This window comes from Chromobacterium haemolyticum (assembly GCF_002081825.1).
Taxonomy (GTDB): Bacteria; Pseudomonadota; Gammaproteobacteria; order Burkholderiales; family Chromobacteriaceae; genus Chromobacterium; species Chromobacterium fluminis.
In genome coordinates this window covers 14,399-29,315 of sequence record NZ_MUKU01000023.1, presented here as the reverse complement: position 1 = coordinate 29,315, position 14,917 = coordinate 14,399, and the positions used below count along the sequence as shown (strand labels likewise).

Genomic DNA, 14,917 nt, shown 5'->3' with positions numbered 1-14,917 from the left:
GAAAAAGGAGGCCGAAGCCTCCTTTGAGTCTTGGCCTCCCTGAGGGGCCTATTTTTTTAGCGAGCCAGACGCGGAGTCCGGTTTATTTGGCAGCCGATGCAGCGGCCTTCTTGGCCTTGCCGGCGTGCTTCTTGTGTTGAGCGGCCTTTTTCTCCACTTTCTTGGCCGGAGCGGAGGCTTCGGTCTTGGCGGCCTGGGCTTTTTGCGCCGGGGCGGAAGCTACTTTTTTAGCGTGCTTGGCGTGCGGCTTTTTAGCAGCGTGCTTGGCCTTGGCCGGAGCGGAAGCTTCGGCCTTGGCGGCCTGAGCTTTCTGAGCAGCGGAGGAAGCGGCCTTCTTCGCATGCTTGGCGTGCGGCTTCTTGGCGGCGTGTTTGGCCTTGGCCGGAGCGGAGGCTTCAGCCTTGGCGGCCTGGGCTTTTTGCGCCGGAGCGGAAGCGGCTACCTTTTCGCCTTTCTTGGCATGGTGGATCTTGGCCGGGTGCTTTTCAGCTTTTTTGGCGGCCGGCGCCATTTTGGCTACCGGAGCGGAAGCGGCCGGCTTGGCGGTTTCGGCGGCGAAACCAGCGGCGGAGCTCAGGCCGAAAGCGGCGGTCAGGGCAAGCAGAGTCAGTTTGTTCATGATGCATCTCCAGTTTCAGGCTTGGGAGCCTTGGGCTCCCGTTCACCGATCACATCGCGCCGGATTCGGCGCTTCCTTGAGACGTATCCTAGCCCTGCCCCCGCCCTGGGTCTGTTAGTCGCTTGTAAGCCCGTGTAACGTCAAGTACGGCATGTCCTCAAGGCTTCCTCTTCGCGATCGTCACCTGATACACCCCGCCAAACAAGGTGCGCTTGCTCCAGTCGAAACCGTCCGCCTCTTGCGCGTAGTCGCGAATCTCCTGGTTCCACAAGGCCTCGGCGAACGGCTCCAACACGCGGTTCACCCATTTGAGCAGCCAGCCTATCGGCTGCCACGGCTTGGGCCTATGGTAGTCGACGAAAACCGCGCGGCCGCCGGACGGCACTTGCGACAGCATATTGTCGACGATGGCGCGCTTCAGATGATCCGGCACCTCGTGCAGCAGGAAGAAACTGCAAATCAGGTTGAAATCGTCGGACTCCAGCCGGTAATTGCCGGCGTTGGCGCGCACCACCGCGGCCTGAGGGCGATCTCGCAGCTTGCGCTCGGCGTGCTCTATCTGCACCGGGGTGATGTCGGTGAGCACGAAGCGCCCGTCCTTGCCCGCCCGGTCCGCGGCTCGCTGCACCAGGTCGCCGTAGACGTGAGCCACCTGCCACACCTTGTCGCCGGGCCGGATCTGCTCCAGGTAGGCGCGCATCAGTCTTTGATCGTTGAAGAACAGCAAGACGCGCACCACCAGGTTGCGATCCAGCCAGCCGGCCTTGCGCGGGTTGACGTAAGCCCAGTCGTATACCTGGGTCATATATTCCGGCACGCCCTCGTAATACGGGTCTACCGGCAGTTTGGGGTGGTTTTGGGTCATCGCGCAGCCATCTGAAAAGCAGGAAAGCTCCAGACTAGCAAAACCGGCCGGCAATATTTTTGAGGCAAGCCAAGAAAGCTGGCGGATAGGCCGGCTGCCGCCGGCCTTTAGAATAGTGGAAACGCTCAATCCGCTAGCGTCAGCACCACCGGAGAGTGGTCGGACGGCCGCTCCCATTTGCGCGGCGCCTTGTCGATCACGCAGTCCAGCGCGCGCGGCTTCAGCGCGTCGCTGACCAGGATGTGGTCGATGCGCACGCCCTTGTTGCGACGGAACATCATCGCGCGGTAATCCCACCAGCTGTATTGCTTCTCCTCCTGATTGAACAGTCGGAAGCTGTCGCTCAGGCCCAACGCGATCAGACGGCGGAAGGATTCGCGCTCCGGCGTGCTGCACAACACTTGCTCGTGCCAGCTTTCCGGGTCGTACACATCGCGGTCTTCCGGGGCGATATTGTAGTCGCCCAACAGCAGCAACTGCGGATGGCGCTGCAACTCGGCGGCGACATAGCGCTCCAGATTGGCCAGCCATTCCAGCTTGTACGGATACTTGGGCGAATCCACCGCCTCGCCGTTGACGAAATAGCCGCAGATCACCCGGATGCCGTTCACTGTGGCGGCGATCACCCGGCGCTGCTCGTCGCCGTAATCGGGGATGCCGAGCACCACGTCTTCCAGCTCCAGCGGCGCGCGCACCAGAATGGCCACGCCGTTGTAGGTTTTCTGGCCGAACCAGGCGGCGCGATAGCCGGCCGCTTCGATCTCGGTCAGCGGAAACACATCCTGATCCATTTTCAGTTCTTGCAGGCAGAGCACGTCCACCGGGCTGTCCGACAGCCATTGGATCACCTGCGGCAGGCGGACCTTGAGGGAATTGACGTTCCAGGTGGCAAAACGCATCGGCGGGCTCTCCAAATGTTTTTCATGCAAAGGCCGACACCATAACCGCAGCGCGCGGCACTGCCAAGCTTTGGGCGGCGACAGTCGCCGACGTCGATTATTTGATGCTTGATTAAACAAAAGTGTTTAAACAAATAAACAACAGCCGGACAACGGGAATTTGCCAAGGCTCGGAACGCCGGCCTATGATCGAAAGCGTCGTTGTAACCGGAGCAAGTTCTTGACTATCAAGCACAAGCAGCACGATGTGCAACAGGCATTATGCCCGACGCGCAATCCCAACCGCCCTCGTCTGGCGCCGTTGACCCCGCCGTTCTCGATGCGGACCCCTACCTTCCAGCACCGCCACACCCTGCAGCCGCTGACGCCGCCCGCCAAACCAGAGCGGGACGACTAAATCTTTTTAGCCGCGCGATCCGCGGCAAAAAAAAGGCGCCTCCGTCTACACGGAGGCGCGCAATAGACACTATATCAATCTACCCTGATATGCGTCTGGCTCGCTTGCTGCTCTGGAGATAACCCACTGAGCAAAAAATTAGAGCCGCGGCGCTTCACAAGAGTTCCGACAAAAGCCGGAATATTTTTCCCCCGGCATAAAACGGTCGTTTCAAACTGTTTCCACCATGCCGGAATGGCGCAGCAAGGCGTCGATCTGCGGATCGCGGCCGCGGAAAGCGCGGAAGGACTCCAGCGCCGGACGACTGCCGCCCACCGCCAGGATCTCGTCCCAGAAGCGCTTGCCGGTGTCCGCATTGGCGCCGCCGGCCTCCTCGAAAGCCGCGTAGGCGTCCGCGGACAGCACTTCCGCCCACTTGTAGCTGTAATAGCCGGCCGAATAGCCACCAGCGAAGATGTGGCTGAAGCTATTGGGGAAGCGGTTGTAGGCCGGCGGGAAATTCACCGCCACCTCGCGACGCACCTCGTCCAACAAGGCCAGCCAATCGCCCTTGTCGGCGTCGAAGACGCTGTACAGCTGCAGGTCGAACAACGCGAACTCCAGCTGGCGCACCGTAGCCATGCCGCTCTGGAAGTTCTTGGCCGCCAGCATTTTGTCGAACAGCTCGCGCGGCAAGGTCGCGCCGCTGTCCACGTGGCTAGTCATGCCCTGCACCACGTCCCATTCCCAGGCGAAATTCTCCAGGAACTGGCTGGGTAACTCCACCGCGTCCCATTCCACGCCGTTGATGCCGGCCACGCCCAGTTCGTCGACGCGGGTCAGCATATGGTGCAGACCGTGGCCGAACTCGTGGAACAAGGTGATCACTTCATCATGGGTGAACAGCGCCGGCTTGTCGCCCACCGGACGGGTGAAGTTGCAGGTCAGGTAGGCGATAGGCGTCTGCACCTGGCCGCTCTTGCTGCGGCGGCCGCGCGCGTCGTCCATCCAGGCGCCGGAACGCTTGCCGTCGCGGGCGTACAGGTCGAAATAGAAGCTGCCGACCAACTGGCCGTCCTTATGGATGTCGAAGAAGCGCACGTCCGGATGCCAGACCGGCGCGCTGCTCGGGCGCACGTCCACGCCGAACAGCGTGGACACCACGCCGAACAGGCCGGGCAGCACCTTGCTTTCCGGGAAGTACTGTTTGACCTCCTGCTCGGAGAAGGCGTAACGCGCCACGCGCAGCTTTTCCGCGGCGTAAGCCAGATCCCAGGCTTCCAGCTTGGCCAGGCCCAGTTCCGCGGCGGCGAAGGCTTCCAGTTCCTGGCGGTCCTTGACCGCGAACGGTTTGGCGCGCGCGGCCAGATCGCGCAGGAAGGCGATGACCTGTTCCGGGCTTTCCGCCATCTTGGTGAACAAGGACAGTTCGGCGAAGTTGGCGAAGCCCAGCAACTGGGCTTCCTCGCGCGCCAGTTTCAGCTTTTCACGGATGATGGGGCTGTTGTCGCGTTCGGACGGGCCGAACTCCGATGCGCGCTGTACATTGGCCTGGTACAGCTTTTCGCGCAGCGCGCGGTTGTCCGCGTACTGCAACACCGGGAAATAGAACGGGAACTGCAAGGTGATCTTGTAGCCGCTCTTGTCGTCGCCGGCCGCGGCGGCGGCGAACAGTTCCAACGAATCCTCGGGCACACCGGACAGCTCGGCCTTGTCCTCGATGTACAGGCTGAAGGCGTCGGTGGCGTCCAGCACGTTCTGCTCGAACTTGGCGGACAGCTCGGCCAAGCGCGTCTGAATGGCGGCGAAACGCTCTTTTTCCGCCTGCGGCAATTCCGCGCCGGACAGGCGGAAATCACGCAGATCGTTGGACACGATCTTCTTGCGCGCCGCGCTGTAATCCGCGTGTTCCGGGCTGGCCGCCAACGCCTTGAAGCGGGCGAACAAGTCCAGGTTCTGGCCCATCTCGGTCCAGAACTCGGAAATTCTCGGGATATTGCTGTTGTAGGCCTCGCGCAGCTCCGGCGTGTTCACCACCGCGTTCAGATGGCCCACCACGCCCCAGGCGCGGCCCAGGTGCTCGGTGGCGTCGGTCAGCGGATCGACGAAGCTTTCCCAGCTGGGCGCGCCCTGCTCCGCGGTCAGCCGCGCCACCGCGGCGCGCGCGGCGGACAGCAATTCATCGATGGCGGGGGAAATGTGCTCCGGCTTGATCTCGGCGAAACGGGTCAGTCCGGAAAAGTCCAGCAAGGGGTTCTGGCTCATATTGGCATCCTGTGGGGGTATGATGGAAACTTTACCCGATTTCAGATGAGGACAGACCGATGAAAAGCAATATCCGCCCTTATGACGGGCATCAGCCGCAAATCCACGACAGCTGCTACATCGACCCGGCGGCGGTGGTCATCGGCGAAGTCTCGTTGGCGGAAGGCGCGTCGGTCTGGCCCTACGCCGTGATCCGCGGCGACGTCAACGCCATCAGCATAGGCGAGAACTCCAACATTCAGGATTTCGCCATGCTGCACGTCAGCCACAAAAGCGCCGCGGACCCGGTTGGCGCGCCGCTGGTGATAGGCCGCAATGTCACCATCGGCCACCACGTCACCTTGCACGGCTGCACCATAGGCGACGAAGTGCTGGTCGGCATCGGCAGCATCGTGCTGGACCGCGCGGTGATAGAACCGCGGGTGCTGATCGGCGCCGGCAGCCTGGTGCCGCCGGGCAAGCGGCTGGAGTCCGGCTATCTTTACCTGGGCAACCCGGTCAAGCAGGCACGGCCGCTGACCGACAAAGAACTGGCCTACTTCCAATACTCCGCCGAACACTACCTGCGCGTGGCGGCCAAGCACAAACCCAATCTGGAGAACTGAAGATGCAAGACGGCGCGGAAGAACTGGAATACGTCGGCTTCTGGCTGCGGGTGCTGGCCAGTCTGGTCGACACCCTGCTGCTGTGCCTGGTGCTGGCGCCGGCGATCTGGCTGCTGGCCAGCGGCGGCGGCGAAAGCAGCCGCATGGCGGAAAGCGGCGACGGCTGGATGATGCAGGCCTTCATGATGCAAGGCCGCTTCGAGTTGAGCCCGCTGGCCGGCCTGATGATCAACTGGGTACTGCCCGCAGCGGCAGTGCTGGCTTTCTGGTGGTTCAAGAGCAGCACGCCGGGCAAGATGCTGCTGGGCGCTCGCATCGTGGACGCCAAAACCGGCGCGCCGATGACGCCGGGACAGGCGGCGCTGCGCTACCTCGGCTACTTCGTGTCCAGCTTCCCCTTCTTCCTGGGCCTGATCTGGGTAGGCGTGGACGCCCGCAAACAGGGTTGGCACGACAAGATCGCCGGCACCGTGGTGGTGCGGCCCAAGCGCCTGGGCAAACAGCCTGTGCGCTTTGAGCAACAAGCCTGATTTTCCCTCGCGCCGCCAGCCCCGGCGGCGCGCTTTTCTTCCCCTCCCCTCCCTAGCCCCGCGCGCAAGCCCCATCCCCTCCTTATTTCCAACTGCCATTAAGTACGGCTGAAAATAAAATCAAAGGTTATATAACTACAGGGCAGCAGCGGTTACCGCCGCAGCTTGCACATCGCCATTGGGCCTGGACGTCCCACCGGACGTTCACACTTCTCATCTGATGTTATTGATCTCAAGGAGTCCAAACATGACTATCGATCGCGATCAAAAATCCGGCCTGTTCATCGTCAGCTACAACGTCAACAAACCCGGCCAGGCGGGCGGCCTGAACCTGCGGCTGGACCTGACCGTATACACCCCGTCGCGCCACATCACCGGCCGCGCCACCATCACCCATGCCACGCTGCAGCCGCTGGTGTTCGAGCATCCGATCCAAGGCCGCTATGAAGAGCAAGGCCGCGACATCGAACTGCATCTGGTGGGCGCGCCGCGCCTACACGATCAGCACGCGCAAAACCAGGCCCACGCCGCCGGCCACGCGCTGCTGGAACAGTTCTTCTTCGACGGTCAACTGAAAGACGGCTGGCAAGCCGGCAACAACTCCAAGGCGCGCTACGCCTTCTTCCAGAACCAGCAATGGCACGAGCAGCTGGGTCAGGAAGTGCGCCTGGCGGATGAAATCAACAACGCGATCAAAGCGTTGAACCTGCGCTAAGAACAGGTTTACGATCTCGCGAGCTAAGGCGAGACAAGGTGAAAACGGCTGAGAAAGCGGAATGTACGAGTGGTACATGAGCATTTCGAAGCGGGTTTCAACGCCGTATCGCCAACGCGCAGCTGATCGTAAACAGGTTCTAAGCGCATGCGCCCGGTTCCGGGACCGGGCCATCCATCAGTACCCAAAGCCCGCCCCCAGGCGGGCTTTGGGCGTCTTGACGCTGGCTCAGGCTCGCGGCCGGTCGAACTGATCGTCCAGCGCATGACAAGCCTCGGCCAGCCGGCGCTGCACCGGCTCCAGCAAGGCCCACAGCGTACGGCCCGACAATTGCGCCTGCCCGCTCAGGCTCAACAGCTGCAGCAGCAAGGCCAGGGCCTGTTTGCATTGGATGACGTGGTCCATGACATCGTCGATTTCACCGATCGCGTGTTCCAGCCAGGCCAGTTGGGTGTCGATCAAGGCCAGGCTCTCGTGCTCCATCCGCATCTGATGCAGACGACTCAAGGTACGGGCCAGCTCCCGGCGCGGGTTCTGGGAGGGAGCGGCAAGCGGCAGCGCAGTCATGGCCGGATCTCCAAAGAACGGAAAGAAACACGACATAACCAGAAGAAAAAAGGGAAATGCGGGAGGGGGCGTAACAACGTAAACATGGCGGTCTCCAGTGCTAACGTTAACGCCTGATATCCGTCGCTAAGCGGATACGGCAGGCACGTGACAGGGTTAGCGAACCGGCGCACTGAGAACCGGCAGACCATCAAGGTCTCCCTGCCACTGCCTGCCATAAGAAACACAACTACGTTGCTTTAAATAGATGCGAGACAACCACTCTCGACAGAGGAATTAATACATTTAGGTCGCCAAATCCGGCTCCGCCAATTGAACGACACGGCCAAGATTGTACTTGCCGGTTCATCAGGGTCAAAACCATGGCGGTCGGCGTAAAAATCAACACCCCGCCTGGCGGGGTGTTGGCCTGCAATGAACGAAGGGGCGCGGGAGTCCTTTACCCTTCGCCCTCTTCCCGGCCATCCTCGACATCGTCCTGAGCCGGGAAGAACACATGCTTGAAGACGGCCAGCCGCACCGGGTCCAGCCGCCTTTCCGCGACGCTCAGCACCGCCTCGGGATCGAAGTCATCGCTGGCCTCGTAAACGAAAAACGGCTCCTCATCGTCAAGCTCGTACACCGCAATCCGCAAAACGCCGTTCGGCCGCAGTTCCAGCTTGAGTTGCGCCATGGGGATGGCGCTGCTCACCAAGTCGCGTTCTTCCATTTCAAACCCGCTTTCTCACGACGCCCATGCCTCTTTCTCAGCATAGGCCAGAGACGGCGGGCCGCCATCCAAGCGCCTCTGTCCCGCTCAGGCACGCCATCGCCGCTTGCCCGGCCCGGTATTAAGGACTGGCATGCGGCGCTTGCTGATAGCCTCGCGCTCGCCTATCTTCACAATCCAAATGACATTAAAAAACGAAAGATAATTGCCATTTGTATAAATAGGCGACATTTAAGCGCCATTTCACGACGCTAACGCCTCGCCGGCAAGGCCGCCCGCTTGCCGACGGTTCTCAACCATTATTCGAAGGAGCGCCATGCATCCCCCACTCAACTTCCTGTTCCGCCGCGTCGCGGCTTTGCTTGCCGTCAGCGCACTGTCTCTGACCGCCGGCGGCGCGCTGGCGGCCAACATCAGCGGCAGCCTGCCCAATTACAAAAACAGCGGCATCACCTTCAACTACGTGGAGCAAAAGAGCGGCGGCTCCGGCCCCGGCGCGCGCGGCATCCGCATTTACATCGCCAGCGGCCGGGACCAGAGCTACAAATTCAGCCCCAATCCCCACGACGACCCTTGGTACAACAAGAACCAGACCAAGTTCTATCGCCAGGCGGCCGAGGCGCTGGCGGACGCCTACCTCGCCAAGAAGCCGAACCCGGCCTTCCCGCGCTACGGCTTCAAGTCCACGATCAACGGCATCGAGTACAGCTACAACCAACCGTGAGCGACCGCCATGCCCCCAGCTCATCAGCCTGTTTGAGATGACAGCCATTGGTGGGTATCGCCTGCGGCTCCACCCACCCTACACGCCGCTCGCCGTAGGGTGGGTGGAGCGAAGCGATACCCACGCGGAAACGCACTCCATGCCGCCGGCCTGTTTGATTGCTGATTCTCCGCCCACCCTACACGCCACTCGCCGTAGGCTGGGTGGAGCGAAGCGGTACCCACGCGGAAACGTGCTCGACATCACTGGCCTGTTTGATTTCTGATCATTGGCGGGCATCGCCTGCGGCTCCGCCCACCCTACGCTCAGCTCGCCGTAGGGTGGGTGGAGCGAAGCGATACCCACGCGGAAACGCACTCCATGCCGCCGGCCTGTTTGATTGCTGATTCTCCGCCCACCCTATGCACCACTCGCAGTGGCGAGGATGGAGCGCAACCATACGGAAGCTGGGTCTATCTACTCACTCCTTGTGATCGAATCCCCCCGCTCCCCAAACTCGGCGCCCTCGCCATCTCCCCCGGCCCAATCTTCCGGCAACACACCATGCCTCACGTAACGATGGAAGGAAGACCATGGCCAGTCCGCAAGTGTGGAAACGTAGCCATGTTTGAGCGGGTTGTTGTGGATGTAATCGATATGGCGGGCAAAGTCTTGCTCATCCCGCAAACGGTGCTCCCAATAACGCCGCTGCCAGACATGTCGCTCGCCCTTGCCACGGCGCGAAGCGGAGATCCGCTCTAGCGCCGGCAATGATCGGGTAAACATGGTTTTGATCAAACGCCAACGCAGGGGGTAATCCACGTCAGCAGCCGGCAGAGTCCACACCGTATGCAGGTGGTCGGGCATGATCACGATGGCCTCAACCCGGAAGGGATGGCGGCGCAAGGTATAACGAAAAGCTTCACGCAGGACCTCAACATGGTCGAGCAGCAAACGCTGCCGCCTATCAGCCAAGTTGACGGTGAAGAACCAGCTGCCGCCGGCGCTGCGGTCGCGTCGATAATTGGACATGGACTCTCCTGGCAGGGCTAGGGTCTGTCCATGCTAACAAGCAAAAGCCGCCCCTAGGGGCGGCTGCGTGGTCTGGCTCAAGCCGGCTCGCCGCCGTCCACTCGGCGGCGGGTTTGCAGGATGGGCGGCGCCCATTGCTCGCCCGGCCGCTTCTTGCGGGTGGCCAGCGTCAGTTCCGACGGCGCGAAGATATTGATGTTGTGGGTGTTGGGCGTAGTGATCAGGTACTGCGCCTCGGTGGCTTTGAGGAAGCCGGCGACGCGGTCGATGTTGAAGATGTCCAGGTGGGCGAACGGCTCATCGATGAAGACGAAGCCGGACGGATTGGACTCGTCCATCATCAGGCCGATCAACAGGATTAGCGACTTCATCACCTGCTGGCCGCCGGAGGCTTCGCCGTCGTTCATGCCCATCAGGCCCTTCTGGTCGAAGTTGAACCTGAGCACCAGCCCGGCCTGGGCCAGCGTGGCGTCGTCGTTGGACAGCTGGGGCAGTTCCACTTCCACCTGGATGCCGGCCAGCTCCCCCAAGCGCTTGACGTTCTGGCCGTAGACGCGGACGGTGGCGCGCAGCTTGCCCATATAGGCGGCGCGCGCTTCGTCGGTGAGTTCGCGCGAGCGGTCCACTTCGCTCTGGCGGCGCTGGCGTTCGCGGTCCAGGCCAGTCAGGTCCTCCACCAGCTTTTCCTTCAAGGCCAGCACGGCTTCGTCTTGTTCCCAGTCTCCGCTTTGCAGCCGCTCTTCCAAGTAATTGAGCTGGTGCTTGGCGTCCGCGGCGGTGTCGAACTCGCTTTCGAGCGCGGCGACGTTATCCGCCGCCAGCGCCGCATCAGGCAAGCGCTCCGCCCATTCGCGCAGCTCGGACAGCAGGCGGCGCACCTGGCGGCGCGCCTGCTCCACTTCCTGCTGTTTTTGGCGGAAGGCGGCCAGGCTGTCCTGTTCGCGCTGACAGACGCGGTCGTGCGCCAGCCTTGCGTCGCTGTAGCGCTGATCGGCGGCTTCCTTCTCCGCGCTGACGAGGCCCAGGGCCGCGCCCAGGCGGGCGATTTCGCTTTCCAGCCCCTGCTTGCGCGTTTCCAGCGCGGCGAACTCTTCGGCGCGGCTGTCCAGCTGGCGGATGGCGTCCATGCCGCCCAGGTATTCGGCCAGGCCGGCGGCTTCGCGCGTGGCGGCCACCAAGCGTTCTTCATCGGCCAGGATGCGGGTGTTCAGCGCTTTCAATGCCTCGCGCACCGCCAGCAGCCGCGATTGGCGGGCGGCTTCGCCGAAGGCGAACTCATGCGCCGGCACGCCGATGTGGCGCGCGCCGCGGCGTTCGCGGAAATAGCCGTCGCGGGTGATCCAGTCGCCGCTAACGTCGGCGCCCTGCTCGGCACCGTCGACGCGGCTGACGCTGTTCAACTGCCGATACAGCCATTCCGGCGCGTCGGCGGAGAAGCGCACCACTTCCATCAGGCTGCCTGCGTTGGCGCGCGGCGGGCTGCTGCGCTCCGGCACCACGAAGTGGCGATAGCGCAGTTTCTCGCCGATGCGCCAGGCTTCGCGACGGTCGCTTTCGCGCTCCAGCAACACCACGTGGCGATAGCCGCGCAGTAGCGCTTCCACCGCCGCCTGCCAGTTGGGGTCCAGCACTTCCACGATGTCGGACAACATCAGGTGGCCGATGCCGGCCTCGTCCAGCGCGGCCTTGAACTGGCGCACGTCTTCCGGCGCGCGGCCGCGGCCTATTTCCAGCGCCTCCAGATGCTGGGAGCTGTCCTGGCGCTGCTTTTTCAGTTCGCGCAGGCCGTCTTTCAATTGCTCGGCTTCGCCGCGCAAGGCGGAGAGCTTGTCGGCCAGATGGGCGGCGTCGGCGCCGTATTCCTTGCTGGCCAAGGCTTGCAGCCGGTCGCGTTCCTTGAGCTGGCCGGCCACGCCGGCGTGTTCGCCCTTGGCCGCCATGAAAGTTTCCTGCGCGCCGACGCGGGCGGTTTCGGCTGCCTTGCGCGAGGCGTCGGCGGCCACTTCCGCCGCCTTGAGCTTGGCCACCAGTTGCAGGGTGTCGGCGTGCTCGCCCTGGGCCTGGTTCAGCGTGTGGAAGTTGCCGCGGTAGTTTTTCCAGACATTGCCGAGCGCGGACTTGGCGTCCAGATAGGCCAGCACCGGCAGCGCCTCGTCACGCAGCCGGGCGATGCCGGTTTGCAACTGCCGCCATTCCAGATAGCGGTTGGCGCGGGTCTTCATGGTTTCCACCCGCGTCTGCAGCGCCTCTTCCTGACGGCTCAGCGATTCCAGCTCCAGCTCGGTGGCGCGCTGCTCATCGCGGGCGCGCTGGTAGTTGTCCAGCACGTCCTTGTCGCCGAAAACCTGGAACACCAGGTCCAGCAGTTGGCGCGGGCTGTATTCGGTGAGCTTGTCGGTGTCGCCCTGTTCCAGCGCCAGCACTTCGGCCACCGCCGGGGTCAGGCCGGCCATTTCCAGCCGGCGGCGGTATTCCTGCACGCCCATCCATTGGGCCTGGCCTTCGGCCTGCTCCAGCGGCACGTCGCCGTCCAGGATGGCGTAGTGGCGCACCCAGTCCCCCCCCTGTTTCTTGACCCGGCACAGCAGGGTGACGGCGTCCGCGACGATGGGGAAGAAAGGCGTCGGGTACAGGCCGCCGCTGGGACGGCGCGGATTGTCCACCACGCCGCGCAGATAGGCGAAGGGCTCTTTATTGTTGCGAACGTAGCGCTTGTAATCGCGCTTGCCCGAGCATTTGATCGCCAGCAGGGTGCGCATCGCGTCCAGCAAGGTGGTCTTGCCGGAGCCGTTGGGGCCGATGATGGTGACGATCTGCGCGTCCAGCGGCACGGTCAGCCGCTGCCAGAAGTCCCAGTGCACCATTTCCACCGATTTCATCTGGAACATCAGCGCGTCTCCTCGTGGGCCGCGTCGTCGTCCGGCGGCAGGTCAAACAGCGGGCCGGCGGAGTCGTCGGCGTCCGCGATGGCTTCTAGCTCGTCCTCGGTCGCCTCCGCGCGCTTGTCGGCCAACGCGTCGCGGCCTTCGCGGCGCAGCAGCACATCGGCCAGCGCGCCTTCGATGATGCGCGGCGCCAGTTGGGCGTAGTCGATCATCAGGTCCAGCATCGGGCCTTCGTCCAGCCAACGGTTGCGGCGCACGATGAAACCCAGGTTGACCAGGCGGCCCAGGTTGGCATTGAAGCGGGTGCGGCCGCCCAGCGCCTTGCCGAAGTCCGCGTAGAGCGCGTCCTCGGATACGCCGGTGGACACGGCGTCGCCGGTTTCCAGCGGCTTTTGCGCGCCGAACATATCGCTCTGGTTTTCCTTGCCGGCTTCCACGCGGGCGATCTGGCGCTCGCGCTTGGGCAGGATGATCAGCGACCACAGGATGACCAGCAGCGCCACGCCGTCGCGCGGCAGACCCAGATTATTATTGAGCCAGGCGTCGCCGGAGCCGAACACCGGCTCGGTCATTTCCGGCAGCAGCGCCACGGCCACGTGCTCGGCGTAGGGGTTCTCCACCAAACGCAGGCCAACGGCAGCCAGGCTCTTGTCCAACTCCAGGCGGAAGCTGTCGTCCAGCAGCGCCTTCTTCGCCAGCGCGTCGCCGCGCGGCACCACCCGATGCGCCAGCAAACGGGCGGTCAGGGTTTTGATTTCTGTTTCCATTAAGAACCTTTTTGCGCCGCGGCCACCAGGCGCGCGTCGGACAGCGACGCCACTTCCGGGTGGTCCGGCTCGATCACGCGCTCGCCGCCTTGCAGACTGAACGGCAGCTTGGCCAGCGCGGCGACGATGCTTTGGTCGTTGCTGGTTTCCGGATCCCCGATCAGGGACAGCAGCGACAGCCGGTAGGCGGTTTCGTTGTAACTGTCGGCCAGCACCGCCTGGCTGATGTGGGCGTCGGCCGCGCCGGACATCCCCAGCTCCAGCAAGACGTCGTACATGGCCTCGGCCTCCAGCAGGCGCTCCATTTCCGGCGCGTCGGCCAGCGGCGCGGCTTCGCCACCCGGCAGCGTCATGGAGCCGGCCTTGGCGCGCTCGCGCGCCAGCAGTTCGAATTCGGCCACGTCGGCCAGCTCCGGCGTGGACAGGAAGGCGGGCTCGGGGGCGATGGACAGACAGGCGTCCAGCTTGTGCGCCAACTGGCCGGCCGCCATGCGGCGCAGCCAGTCGGCGATGTCGGTGGAGGTGAGGCCGGAGCCGCCCAGGTGCACGCGCTGCGCGGCCAATTGCGCCAGCCGGCGCTCAAACGTGCCGGCCAGCGCCAGCATGCGGCTTTGCGCCAGCGCGATGGCTTGCGCCTGGTTGAGCACCAGCAGGCTCAGCGTGTCGTCCTGGGTCAGGCTCTTGACCACTTCGGTGGATTTGGCCACCCAGCGCCACACCGCTTCCAAGCGGTGCTGAGCGGCGCGGATACGGAATTCGGATTGCGATTCCAGCGCGTCCTCGAACTCCGCGTACAGTTCGTTCAAGCGCGCCAGCAGGTGTTTGAGCGCCTCGTCGGACACCTGGCCCACCGCCTGGCCGGCGGCCACTTGACTGGTCAGATAGCCCAGTTCCACATCGTCGCCGGCGAAATCCACCATGGTGGCCAGCGCAGCCAGTGCGACGCGCGCGCCTTCGGACAGCTGGTAAACGCCGCCGTCGCTGTCGTAAACCAGCAGGCCGCCTTCGCGCAGCCGGCCCAGAATGGTGGCCAGCTTGGTGTCGTTCAGATAGGCGAAACGCTGGGCGATTTCCTGCGGCGTCCATAGCGGCGCTTCGGCGCGGCCGCCCAGTTCCCGCAACACCAGCAGCCGCATCAGCACTTCTTCGTCGCCGCCGCGGAACAGGGTGACGAAGACGGCGAGATAAGGCCAGGCGCCGGTCAGGCGCGATACCGCCTGCAAGGAGGCGGGCTCGATGCCGGGCTGGAAGAAGTCGGAGAGAGAATCCAAGGGCACTCCACCACGCGCGCGGGCGTGGAATGGCAAAAGCCATGATTGTCCGGGGGGCATGGTCGTTCGTCAACGCATGTCCGCTCGGCAGCCCTATCTTGCCCGGGCA

15 protein-coding genes are annotated in these 14,917 nt (G+C 63.4%); 5 read left to right on the top strand and 10 right to left on the bottom strand.

Features of this window, described 5'->3' with window-relative positions:
• Window positions 1-82: 82 nt before the first annotated feature.
• The 3 genes from B0T39_RS26260 to xth all read right to left on the bottom strand — a co-directional run bounded on the left by B0T39_RS26260 (window position 83) and on the right by xth (window position 2,383).
• Window positions 83-619: an acid-shock protein gene (locus B0T39_RS26260; RefSeq protein ID WP_176219579.1), complete on the bottom strand. Its 537-nt coding sequence runs from the start codon at window positions 617-619 to the stop codon at window positions 83-85.
• 157 nt (window positions 620-776) lie between these two features.
• A complete protein-coding gene (gene rquA / locus B0T39_RS16385; protein WP_081548439.1) occupies window positions 777-1,484 on the bottom strand; it encodes a rhodoquinone biosynthesis methyltransferase RquA in 708 nt (235 codons plus the stop codon).
• 125 nt (window positions 1,485-1,609) lie between these two features.
• Window positions 1,610-2,383: an exodeoxyribonuclease III gene (xth, locus tag B0T39_RS16380; RefSeq protein ID WP_081548437.1), complete on the bottom strand. Its 774-nt coding sequence runs from the start codon at window positions 2,381-2,383 to the stop codon at window positions 1,610-1,612.
• Between the two features lie 220 nt (window positions 2,384-2,603).
• Between xth and B0T39_RS25685 the strand changes: the two genes are divergently transcribed.
• Window positions 2,604-2,780: a hypothetical protein gene (locus B0T39_RS25685; protein WP_176219578.1), complete on the top strand. Its 177-nt coding sequence runs from the start codon at window positions 2,604-2,606 to the stop codon at window positions 2,778-2,780.
• Window positions 2,781-2,990: 210 nt separating this feature from the next.
• Here B0T39_RS25685 and B0T39_RS16375 read toward each other — a convergent pair whose 3' ends face one another.
• A complete protein-coding gene (locus B0T39_RS16375) occupies window positions 2,991-5,024 on the bottom strand; it encodes a M3 family metallopeptidase (protein ID WP_081548435.1) in 2,034 nt (677 codons plus the stop codon).
• A 59-nt stretch (window positions 5,025-5,083) separates the two neighbouring features.
• On the opposite strand from B0T39_RS16375, the gene B0T39_RS16370 reads away from it, so the two are divergent.
• From B0T39_RS16370 to B0T39_RS16360, 3 genes are all read left to right on the top strand, one after another.
• Window positions 5,084-5,629, top strand: coding sequence for a gamma carbonic anhydrase family protein (locus B0T39_RS16370; RefSeq protein WP_081548410.1), 546 nt, complete (start codon window positions 5,084-5,086; stop codon window positions 5,627-5,629).
• 2 nt (window positions 5,630-5,631) lie between these two features.
• Window positions 5,632-6,159 (top strand): RDD family protein, encoded by a 528-nt coding sequence (locus tag B0T39_RS16365; protein ID WP_081548408.1) that lies wholly within the window; start codon window positions 5,632-5,634, stop codon window positions 6,157-6,159.
• Window positions 6,160-6,406: 247 nt separating this feature from the next.
• The gene (locus tag B0T39_RS16360) at window positions 6,407-6,874 is read left to right on the top strand and encodes a DUF1842 domain-containing protein (protein WP_166453384.1); all 468 of its coding nucleotides are present in this window, start codon (window positions 6,407-6,409) and stop codon (window positions 6,872-6,874) included.
• Window positions 6,875-7,102: 228 nt separating this feature from the next.
• Here B0T39_RS16360 and B0T39_RS16355 read toward each other — a convergent pair whose 3' ends face one another.
• Window positions 7,103-7,441 (bottom strand): DUF1484 family protein, encoded by a 339-nt coding sequence (locus B0T39_RS16355; protein WP_081548404.1) that lies wholly within the window; start codon window positions 7,439-7,441, stop codon window positions 7,103-7,105.
• Between the two features lie 439 nt (window positions 7,442-7,880).
• Window positions 7,881-8,150: a hypothetical protein gene (locus tag B0T39_RS16350; protein WP_081548402.1), complete on the bottom strand. Its 270-nt coding sequence runs from the start codon at window positions 8,148-8,150 to the stop codon at window positions 7,881-7,883.
• Window positions 8,151-8,466: 316 nt separating this feature from the next.
• Between B0T39_RS16350 and B0T39_RS16345 the strand changes: the two genes are divergently transcribed.
• On the top strand, window positions 8,467-8,874 hold the full coding sequence (locus B0T39_RS16345) for a hypothetical protein (RefSeq protein WP_081548400.1): 408 nt from the start codon (window positions 8,467-8,469) through the stop codon (window positions 8,872-8,874).
• A 456-nt stretch (window positions 8,875-9,330) separates the two neighbouring features.
• On the opposite strand, the gene B0T39_RS16340 is transcribed toward B0T39_RS16345, so the two are convergent.
• The 4 genes from B0T39_RS16340 to B0T39_RS16325 all read right to left on the bottom strand — a co-directional run bounded on the left by B0T39_RS16340 (window position 9,331) and on the right by B0T39_RS16325 (window position 14,814).
• Window positions 9,331-9,885, bottom strand: a complete 555-nt coding sequence (locus tag B0T39_RS16340; protein WP_081548398.1) for an REP-associated tyrosine transposase — start codon at window positions 9,883-9,885, stop codon at window positions 9,331-9,333.
• Between the two features lie 77 nt (window positions 9,886-9,962).
• Window positions 9,963-12,773, bottom strand: coding sequence for an ATP-binding protein (locus tag B0T39_RS16335; protein ID WP_081548396.1), 2,811 nt, complete (start codon window positions 12,771-12,773; stop codon window positions 9,963-9,965).
• Complete coding sequence (locus B0T39_RS16330; protein WP_081548394.1) at window positions 12,773-13,537, bottom strand: hypothetical protein; 765 nt, start codon at window positions 13,535-13,537, stop codon at window positions 12,773-12,775. Before B0T39_RS16330 ends, B0T39_RS16335 begins: the two co-directional genes overlap by 1 nt.
• Entirely contained in the window at window positions 13,537-14,814 is a 1,278-nt protein-coding gene (locus B0T39_RS16325; RefSeq protein WP_254894574.1) for a hypothetical protein, read from the bottom strand. Before B0T39_RS16325 ends, B0T39_RS16330 begins: the two co-directional genes overlap by 1 nt.
• Between the last annotated feature and the right edge of the window lie 103 nt (window positions 14,815-14,917).